Origin of the sequence: Pinirhizobacter sp. (genome assembly GCF_035317885.1) — a bacterium.
In the GTDB taxonomy this organism is placed as follows: Bacteria; Pseudomonadota; Gammaproteobacteria; order Xanthomonadales; family Rhodanobacteraceae; genus Pinirhizobacter.
Genome location: NZ_DATHFX010000104.1, coordinates 1 through 2,228 on the forward strand (window position 1 = coordinate 1; position 2,228 = coordinate 2,228).

Genomic DNA, 2,228 nt, shown 5'->3' on the forward strand with positions numbered 1-2,228 from the left:
CTTCGTCGGCTAAAACGACAGGGAAATGGTGCCTATCCACGGTGCGGCGTCCAGGTTTCCCTCGCGGGCCCGGTCACCGAGGTCGGTCGCCACGCGCTCGAGCTCCACCCGCCAGCGGCCGTGGGCCCAGGCCAGCCCAACGTGGCCGTAGCGGTACGTGGCCGCGCCCACTCGGGGGTAGCGCATCCCGGCGCCATTGGCGTAGTACCCGCCGACCAGTATCAGGGCCTGCGAGACTCCCGCGCCAGCCGAGAAGCTCAAATCCCGTGGCAGCGGCCAGCGGAAGTCGATGTCCGCGCCCGGCCGTACCTCGTGGTCGGGCGCATGGAGGGCTCGGATGGCCGATAGGGAAAGGGTGAGTGTGTCGCGGTACACCCAGGCCATGCCGGCCTCGGTACGGCTATACACCCGCGAATTGCCGCTCCGGGTATAGCGGTAATACATCAGGCTGGCCTGGACCTGCCAATTGGTGGATACCACCCAGGCACGGGAACCTTGCAGGAGCGATTCGGCGATATTCCCCGGGGAGCGCATAAGAGCCCCGGCCGAGGCACCCACCGACCAGCCATCAGGCGTGGCCCAGTTCACCGCGCCCTGCACCACGGGCCGGGCGGGGGTGATCGCCAGGCCCCGGTCCACCAGTTGCGAGCCCACGGCTACCTGGCCGCTGAAATTGGACTGGGCATGAACGGGCACGGGCATGCCGGTGGCGGCGAACCAGGCCGCAACCACCGCCAATCCCCTTGGAAGGCTTGCACACCACGTTTTCAGTGATTGGTGCCCAGGTATGTGATGAGGTCGTCCAGGGCTTTCGGATCGTCCAGCCCATCGTATTTCATCTTGGTACCCGGGTTGGCTTGTTTCACTGGCTGTGACAGGTACCAGTGCAGTTTGTCAGCCGTCCAGACCCAATCGGTCCTGGCCTTCAGGGCATCGGAATAGCTGTAGTCCGGGATACTGGCCGCCTTGCGCCCGACAATGCCGAACAGGCTTGGCCCCTTCTTGTTACGGCCTTCCTTGGTGGTGTGGCATTCGGAGCATTCCTTCTTGAAGACGTCCGCCCCGGCGGCCGCGTCACCCGCCAGGGCCGGGGGTGGGGCAAGCATCCAGCCGAGAACGAGGACCGCGGCGGATATCCCCAAAATCAACTTCGTCACACTCAATACTCCGTGCTGGGTTTAGAAGGCGACGTTCGCGGCAACCGTGAACGCGTTGAAGTCACCGGGATTCGTCCTCGGGGCACCGACCGGAGCTGCGAAAATGTTGCTGGTGGCGCCATTGAACTTGGTGAAGCGGAACCAGGTGGCCGAGAGCTTGAGATTGCCCCAGCGGATAAACGAGTCGTCCTTGCCCATGGGCACCCAGAACACGCTGATCAGGTTGGCCGTGGTGTCAGGATCGCCATTGGGCGTGTAGCGCACCGGATCGGACGAGCCGGTACTTAGCAAGTGGCTCACGGTCACGCCATAGCTCTGCTTGAAGATGTACGTGGCGGTGAGCGTCTGGTCGTGCACGTTACCCCGCGAACGGGAAAACAGCGTCGGGTCGGTGGGGCTGGCGAACGTGCTGCCATATTTCCGCTTCTCGAGGATATTCGAGTAAGACAGCTGCACGATGTGCTCGCGGTTACCCAGGTACTGGTAGCTGACGTCGTAACCGAGGTCGGTGATGTCGTCCTTGGGACCACCGTTGCGCGGAAGCTCGCGCTTGGTGGTCAGTCCTACCAGGCCTGCGGAGAAGTACTGGCTCTTCATGTCCTTCATGTACGCGAAGCGGAAGTAGCCGGTGTCGCTGAGCTTGCCCGGATCGCTTGCGACGTTGTAGCCGAGATGGTCCTGGAGCGACGTGGGCAGGGAGTTGTACGTACCCACCTCGCCGTACCAGTTGGTATCGAACAACGCGTACACGGTGGCGCCGATCACGCGGCTGGCCGGGGCATTGGAGGACGAGAAATTCAGCAGGGTGCCGGTGACGCCAGCAGGCGAGATCTGGTTCGACGCCGACAATGCGTTCAGGGGGTCGTCGAAACCCGGGGTGTTGTTCACGCTCACGCCCAGCAGCAGATCCTTGCCGGCAAACTTCAGTTCCTTGGCCACGAACCGAAGATCCACGGTGCGCAGTACCGTGTTGTAGGTGTCGTGGCCGGTGCGGTCGGCCTCGACCTTGACGAAGCCGCCCACGTTGTCGGACACACGGCCGGCGAGGTAGAGATCGCCTTCGGAAAGGTT

3 protein-coding genes are annotated in these 2,228 nt (G+C 63.4%); all 3 read right to left on the reverse strand.

Features of this window, described 5'->3' with window-relative positions; genetic code table 11:
• Nucleotides 1-9: 9 nt before the first annotated feature.
• The gene (locus VK519_RS03265; RefSeq protein WP_324347634.1) at nucleotides 10-732 is read right to left on the reverse strand and encodes a TorF family putative porin; all 723 of its coding nucleotides are present in this window, start codon (nucleotides 730-732) and stop codon (nucleotides 10-12) included.
• Between the two features lie 35 nt (nucleotides 733-767).
• A complete protein-coding gene (locus VK519_RS03270) occupies nucleotides 768-1,106 on the reverse strand; it encodes a c-type cytochrome (RefSeq protein ID WP_324347638.1) in 339 nt (112 codons plus the stop codon).
• Nucleotides 1,107-1,178: 72 nt separating this feature from the next.
• Nucleotides 1,179-2,228 (reverse strand): cytochrome C (locus tag VK519_RS03275; RefSeq protein WP_324347636.1); only part of this gene is annotated, 1,050 nt, incomplete at its 5' end.

What these genes read in the sequence shown, in the direction of transcription:
- VK519_RS03270 (WP_324347638.1), bottom strand. Translation starts at nt 1,106, where the DNA reads ATGCTTGCCCCACCCCCGGCCCTGGCGGGTGACGCGGCCGCCGGGGCG.